7 protein-coding genes are annotated in these 7041 nt (G+C 26.8%); all 7 read right to left on the bottom strand.

Annotated features, from left to right (window positions below; translation table 11 throughout):
- Window positions 1-80: 80 nt before the first annotated feature.
- A complete protein-coding gene (locus tag KGF50_RS19450) occupies window positions 81-302 on the bottom strand; it encodes a TetR/AcrR family transcriptional regulator (RefSeq protein WP_227849587.1) in 222 nt (73 codons plus the stop codon).
- A 177-nt stretch (window positions 303-479) separates the two neighbouring features.
- Complete coding sequence (locus KGF50_RS19445) at window positions 480-1304, bottom strand: SDR family oxidoreductase (protein WP_227849586.1); 825 nt, start codon at window positions 1302-1304, stop codon at window positions 480-482.
- A gap of 295 nt (window positions 1305-1599) precedes the next feature.
- A complete protein-coding gene (locus tag KGF50_RS19440; protein WP_227849588.1) occupies window positions 1600-2580 on the bottom strand; it encodes a protein kinase domain-containing protein in 981 nt (326 codons plus the stop codon).
- Window positions 2581-2764: 184 nt separating this feature from the next.
- The gene (locus tag KGF50_RS19435; protein WP_227849585.1) at window positions 2765-4024 is read right to left on the bottom strand and encodes a VanW family protein; all 1260 of its coding nucleotides are present in this window, start codon (window positions 4022-4024) and stop codon (window positions 2765-2767) included.
- A gap of 251 nt (window positions 4025-4275) precedes the next feature.
- Window positions 4276-4905 (bottom strand): endonuclease/exonuclease/phosphatase family protein, encoded by a 630-nt coding sequence (locus KGF50_RS19430; RefSeq protein ID WP_227849584.1) that lies wholly within the window; start codon window positions 4903-4905, stop codon window positions 4276-4278.
- Window positions 4906-5098: 193 nt separating this feature from the next.
- Window positions 5099-5260, bottom strand: coding sequence for a hypothetical protein (locus KGF50_RS19425; RefSeq protein ID WP_227434804.1), 162 nt, complete (start codon window positions 5258-5260; stop codon window positions 5099-5101).
- A gap of 342 nt (window positions 5261-5602) precedes the next feature.
- Complete coding sequence (locus tag KGF50_RS19420; protein WP_227849583.1) at window positions 5603-6763, bottom strand: DUF819 family protein; 1161 nt, start codon at window positions 6761-6763, stop codon at window positions 5603-5605.
- Window positions 6764-7041: the final 278 nt, after the last annotated feature.

Raw genomic sequence — 7041 nt, 5'->3', positions numbered from 1 at the left:
AAGTTTAACATGTTTAAATAGTGTTTTAAAGTTAATTTATAACGTTCTACATATGAAATATTTTTATTTAATAATATAGACTATATTTCTTCAATAAATAAATCAGTGTATCTATTCATAACAACCTTAAAAATCTCTTCTTTTGACTTAAAATAATGATAAAACATTCCAAATGAACCATTTGCTTCTGAATAAATATCTTTTATTGAAGTTTCATCATAACCTTTTTGCAAAAATAATTTAATTGCAATATCAATTAATTCCTGTTTTCTTTCAGTTGGCTTTTTTACTACCCTTGCCATATGAATCATCCTTTCTTACAGAGTCTAAATTTGTAATCATTATATAATACAGAGTTTAACTCTGTCATTTAAAATATTGTTCAAAATTTACAAAAAAATGGCTAGTGCTATTAAGATAATCTTTCATTAACCTAACATACTAGCCATTTAAAATCTAATCTACATTTAATTTTACTATCAAAAAGATGTCCATCCTCCATCAGTTTGTACTAAAGCTCCTGTCATACAACTAGATTCTTCAGATACCATAAATAAAATTACTGCTGCTTGTTCTTCTGGTGTAAATTCTCTCTCCATCATATTTTTCTGCTTTTGACCCGCCATAGTTTGAATCTTCTCTGGACTTATTCCTGCTTCCATAGCTTCCTTCATACTTTTTTTCACATACTCAAGAGCTTCTTCAACCATAGGAGTTGTTGTGCCTGAAGGGTTGACTGTATTTATACGAATACCATACTTAGCATAATCTAGAGCTAAATTTTTAGTCAATCCTGTCACTGCATGTTTTGAAGCAACATATGCAGGATTTCCAGGTAATCCTGTCAAGCCTGCAATAGAAGCATTATTTAAAATAACACCTCCATTACCTTGATTTATAAATTGATTTATTTCATATTTACAAGAAAAAAATACACTATAAAAATTATTCATCATCGTAAAATCCATATTTTCTTTTGGTAGTTCATGTACTGGTCTTGGTTTTCCCATAACTCCTGCATTATTTATAGCTATATCTAACTTTCCATACTTTTCGATAGCTTTTTCAACCATTATCTTTGAACTTTCTTCTTTACTCAAATCCAAGTCTAGGAAAATTGCATCTCCTCCAGAGTCTAGTATTTCTTTAAGAACTATTTCTCCTTCGTCTTTAATCTTATCTACAAGTACTAATTTAGCGCCCTCTTTTGCAGCTCTATATGCAACTGATTTTCCAATTCCTCTTGAAGAACCTGTTAAAAGCATTACTTTTTCATCAAATCTATTTGGATAAAACCATGACATAAAATTACCTCCTATTTAAAAATCATATAATTTTCTAAATTTAGTTTTACTAATTAATAAATTAATTAATATATCAATATGATAACCTAAAAAAATATATAAAATTCAAATCAAAAAATATTTATAAACAATACATGGAATTGAAGTAGAAAACTTTCAAAATAAAAAAGGTATAAAAAGCCAATTTTATGGCATTTATACCTTATAAATCTCCTTAATTCATTTATTAAAATATATTATTAAATGTCAACCCTTAATAATACTAAATTTAAAATATACTATTAAAATCAAATCTTTATATTATACTACTTATAACAATCATTGAAATCATAACTATAGCTAAACCAGCAACAATAAGTTTCTTATGTAATCTTTTTTTGACTTTCCCTTTATTTTCTTTTTTAACTTGGACAATCTTATCATGTTTTTCTTCTTCTACTTTATCTTCAACCTCTATATATGCTTTTTCATACATTACCTTGCTAAGGTCAACAATAATATCATTAGCTCTAGTATATTTATTATTTCTACTAAGCAGTCTTTTTATAACATTTATAAGTTCTATATTTCCATTAATTGCTCTTATATTATTCCAATCTAATCCTTTATCAATCAATTGTAACATTTTTTCTTCTGAATTTGCTTCTCCAAAAGGTAATTTCTTAAATATAGACTCAAATAGAATAAGACCTGTTGCGAAAAAATCACTCTCTCTATCAGTATAGTTTATACATAGTTGATGTGGACATAAATACTTTCTATTTCCATAACTTCTTGTATTAACCCCATTATTTGCTCTTGTGATTCCAAAATCACAAATTTTAATATTATATTCTGTATTCACCATTATACTACTTGATTTTAAACTGCCATGATATGAATAATTTCTATGTATCATTTCTAAAGCCTTTAAAACTTGTATCATTATATTTATAATTGCTTCTAGATGAAGATAATTACCTAGAATTAATTCATCTAGGCCAATACCATCAAAGTCTTCACTTACAATATAATATAATGTTGTTTCTTCTGTACAATGAATTCCAACATCAATTATTTTTAGTATATAAGGAGAGTTTATTTCATCTAAAGCAGTACTTTCATCAATTAAATTTGATACAAAATCTTCACAAATATAGTCATTGTGTTTTATAACTTTTATTAACACATTCTTTCTGTAAAAAACATCCCTAGCCTTATAGATTTTGTTAATTTCTAAAACGTCATCAGAATTTACTACCTCATACCTATTGCCTATAAAATTCAACCCTGTCACCTCCTCATACATTTTATATAACTAAATCTATTTATAATTATACCAATATATAGGAATATTTTCTATATATTAATAATTCTAATATCAAAACTACAATTAATAAGTCTACTGTTATACAAAAAAAACAAGAGAGTTATCAACTCTCTTGTTTTTTGTATCAATTCAATCTTAAGCTAAAAATCATCTATTTTTTCAATTCTTTATAAGAACTATTTGATATATGTTCCTTTTTTATGACTTTTCCATTTGAGTCTTTATACACTCTATATGTAGAATATTTATCTTTTCCAGTGTTTTTTACTTCTATAGATATATTTGGTTTGTCACCAGAATTACCATATACTACGGATGATACACTTCCTCCACCGCCATAATTTTTAATATATACAGGATGATTATATGGATTTTTAAATTTTAAATTTAATCCTCCATCACTTACTGTAGCATCTCTACCTCTTGGTACATAAGTAGATGCGGATGAATGATTTGTAACTTGTGTTATTTCCATTCCTGCAAGAAGAGCTGCATTATAAACTGTTGAAGATGTTTGGCAGACACCCCCACCTGCTGATTGCTCTAATTTTCCATAAACTATAACTGGTGCATCTTTATAACCATTAGCTTTATTACTAGGCCCTGTAAGCTTATTATATGAAAACTCTTCACCTGGCATTAGTAAAACATCACTAGTTTTTCTTGCTGACAATGCCACATTATATGCTCTACCTGATACAGATTGAGAATATGTTGTTGAATATTGACCTATAACAGAATTCACAGATTTTACTTGTTCTGTTGTTATGTCTGGTTTTTGAAGATTTACTTTGAGTTCTAAAGACTTATGCTCTTTATTTTTTATCATATTGTATATAGATTCTTTATTTGATGCCAAGTCAAACTCTCTACCTATAACAGACTCTGTGTAGTTTAATCCACCACTTCCAACACTAACTGAAGCATTTTTCATTTTGACATTGATACTATCTGCTATTGAAGATACTTGAGCACTAAGTTTTGCCTCATCATATCCAGATTCTATTTTTAGACCTAACTTATTTATTCTTATATCAATATATTTCTTTAAGTTTTGAAGGTAAGAACCTTTTTTTGTACTCTCATAAGCATTTTTTACAACTTCTTCTGTGTTATATTTTAAATCAATATCATTCGGAGATATTTTATAATCTTTTCCATCATAAGTAAGATTCAGGTCTTCTGGAGTATACTTATCTGTTATGGCTTTTAATGCTTCTTCTTTGGTCATATCAGATACATTTATATCTTCTATATATACATTTTTAGCTATTTTCCCATTATATAGAAATTTGTTGTTAAAAAAATAAGTAGACACCCCTATTACTACAGCTAAAACTGCTAATACTATCATGAAAGTTCGTTTTTTTTCTTTTCCTAATTTTGAAACCCTTGTTGTACTTCTGCTCATAAATTCACCTCATTTTAACACTAACTTAATTTATCTTAATTTTGCTTATTAAAGTTTCCCTTTCAAAACTACTTTAGATTATATTTGAATAGCTTTTTTTAAACAAGGCATTTAAGCAAATGTAACTTTATTGTAAATTTATGTCTTATAATTAGATTTCTTTTTGACACTTTTTAATTATATTTTTTTAATTATACCTTAATAAAAAATTTACCCCTCATTTACGAATATTGCTTAAATTACATTAAAAGTTAAATATATCCTATTACTGGATAATGGTCTGATAAATAAATTTTTTCTACTATATATCCTCTTAGTTCAGTTTTTTTATCAACAAAAATATAATCTATCCTAGAATTTGATTTTTCAAAGGTCGCTAAGTGAGATTTATTTAGACAAACAGCCATATCATTAAACATATTTAAAGAGATATTTTTTTCATTGAAATCACCACATAAAACAACAGCTCCTACTAATCTATTTCTGTAGTCTATTATTTCATCCAATTGCTTTGCTCTCTCTTCTCTATCTAAACCTAAGTGGGTGTTTATAATATTTATAATTCTTCCATAATCATCTACAGTTATACAAAGTGCTCCTCGTTGTTCTTTTTTACTAGTTAAAAAAAAATGATTATTGTTTAGTATTTTTAATTTTGTAAATGTACAAATTCCATATATCATATTTACCTTTTTTACATTTGTAGCAAATACACCATCCATATTTAAAATAGCCTTTAAAGCCAAAAATTGAGGGTATAGTACTTCCTGCAAACAAACCACATCACAATTTAATTGTTTTAAATATGTTCCCATTTTAGGTAATGTCAATTTATTATTTGAATCCATACCTTTATGAATATTGTAGGTTACTATTTTCATTAATATCACCTCTTATGCAATATTATGCCCTTGAGATTTAAACTCATTTATTTTTTAGTCTATAAAACACTGTGCTGCTTTCTAAAACTCAAGTAATCACAGATTTTATCACAAAAAAACCTAACTTAAGTATTTATATTCTACATAAGTTAGGTTTTACAAAATTTTATAGTATTTATAATTTCATGCATTTTTAATGATGATTCTCCTTTTTTATTTTTTTCAATTTGCCTTCACTTACAACAAATAAAAATCCCATCTTTTTATATATTTCATCTAATTCAATTAAAGTCACTTCACCATTTTTTAAATTTGTTAATGTTATATCCTGTATTTTTCTTGATGGAATTATCATAAGTTATCAACACTACTTTAAATTCTTTTAATCTTTATATTTAAATATATTTATGCATTGTGATATATATTCATAAATTATTAAAATAATTTCAAAAAACATCCGTTCTGCAAACATTCGTTCTGTATATTTATTATACATCATACAAACGTTCGATTCAATATAAAAATTAAATATATATCGCTATTGGTAAATTTTACAACATTATTCACTAAATATGTCAAAATAACTTTTTGAAATGACTTATCTTGTCAAATAAAAAAAGTTATTTCGATAAAAGCTTACACTTAAATTGAAATAACTTTTCTGATATAAATTATTTAGCTTTATACTATAGCTTCATTAAGCTAACATATGTAATATTTGAGTTACTATAAGAGCACAATAAGTTCCTATAACATTTCCTAAAAGCCCCATAAGTACACCTACTGGGATTAATACTGGATTATGAACCCCAGCAATCATTGGTGCTGTAGTTACCCCACCTATATTAGCTATACTTCCTACCTCACAAGTAAACAAGTCTAATTTAAATAGTTTTGCAAGTCCTATAAATGAAACGGCATGTACAAGAACTACTACTAATCCAAACATTATGTAAATAGGAGCCTCTGATAGTCCGAAGAAATTTGCTTTACTTCCTGTTGCTGCAAGAAGCAAGTACATAAATACATTTCCTACTAATGTACTTCCTTTAAGTTTTGATATCTTAGTCATACCTAATAGTATTGATACTGTAGATGCAACAAGTACTACCCACATAGTCTCATTAAGTATACCTGAAGTTGGAAGTATCTTAGATACAATCTGTGCAAATGCTGCAACTCCAAATCCAACAGACAATAAAGTCATAAGTTCCACAAATGTAGGCGCTGTATTATCTTTATTTTCTTTCTCAAGCTTTGCTGTAACCTCATCTATAAAACTTGTATCACATTTTGTCCATTTGTTGAATCTAGGTCCAAATTTTACAGACATTAGACAAATGGACATCCATACTGTATATCCTATAGAACCCATAAGTATTGCATAACTAAGCCCTTCTTCTGCAACTCCTAAAGCATTCGCTGCTGCAATCATATTCGATGAACCACCTATCCATGACCCAGATGCTGCACCAAGAACTTTCCACGAATCTGCACCCATTGAACCTTTAAAAATTATAAAAGCTATAACGAATCCAAGCATAAATGTCAATGTAGCGCAAAAAAATGATAATAACATTTTAGGTCCCATTTTTAATATTTTTCTTAAATCACATTGAATTAACAAGAATACTAACATTAATGGTAAGAAATTTACTGTTATTATATTCTGATATATACCAACATCTTCATTTTGTGCAAATAAACCAAAGGATGCAAGTATAGCAGACCCTAAATAAATTAAAAGCATTGGATTAATAACATCAAATATTTTCCATTTTAATTTATCAACCATGTAAAAAATCCCACCTACAAATACAACTAAAAAACTACAAAATACGAACCCGTTTTCAATCACATTATACACACCCTCTCTTTTCCTAATTGATTCAGATTTTTTTATAATTCCTAATAAAAATTTTTCTTCAAATAATCCAAATAATTAAAATAAACTTTTTTATGTATATTTAGCTAATTAAATACATATATAACCAACTATTTACATATATTAATAAAGATTTACAGATTAATTACTTTAAAAATGAATAGTCTGAATTTAAAATCTTTTTCAACAATTATTTTATTACTAAAATCTTTATTTGTAAAGAGAATTAAACTAAATATTTTATTTATTTG

The sequence above is a fragment of the Clostridioides sp. ZZV15-6598 genome, from assembly GCF_020657705.1.
GTDB classification, from domain to species: domain Bacteria; phylum Bacillota; class Clostridia; order Peptostreptococcales; family Peptostreptococcaceae; genus Clostridioides; species Clostridioides difficile_F.
Note: the sequence above shows the minus strand (reverse complement) of the source record. Positions and strands in the feature narration are given on the sequence as shown.

Bases quoted from the DNA above. Each gene is read 5' to 3' on its own strand.
- KGF50_RS19450 (WP_227849587.1), bottom strand. From the start codon at position 302: ATGGCAAGGGTAGTAAAAAAGCCAACTGAAAGAAAACAGGAATTAATT.
- KGF50_RS19445 (WP_227849586.1), bottom strand. From the start codon at position 1,304: ATGTCATGGTTTTATCCAAATAGATTTGATGAAAAAGTAATGCTTTTA.
- KGF50_RS19435 (WP_227849585.1), bottom strand. From the start codon at position 4,024: ATGAGCAGAAGTACAACAAGGGTTTCAAAATTAGGAAAAGAAAAAAAA.
- KGF50_RS19430 (WP_227849584.1), bottom strand. From the start codon at position 4,905: ATGAAAATAGTAACCTACAATATTCATAAAGGTATGGATTCAAATAAT.
- KGF50_RS19425 (WP_227434804.1), bottom strand. From the start codon at position 5,260: ATGATAATTCCATCAAGAAAAATACAGGATATAACATTAACAAATTTA.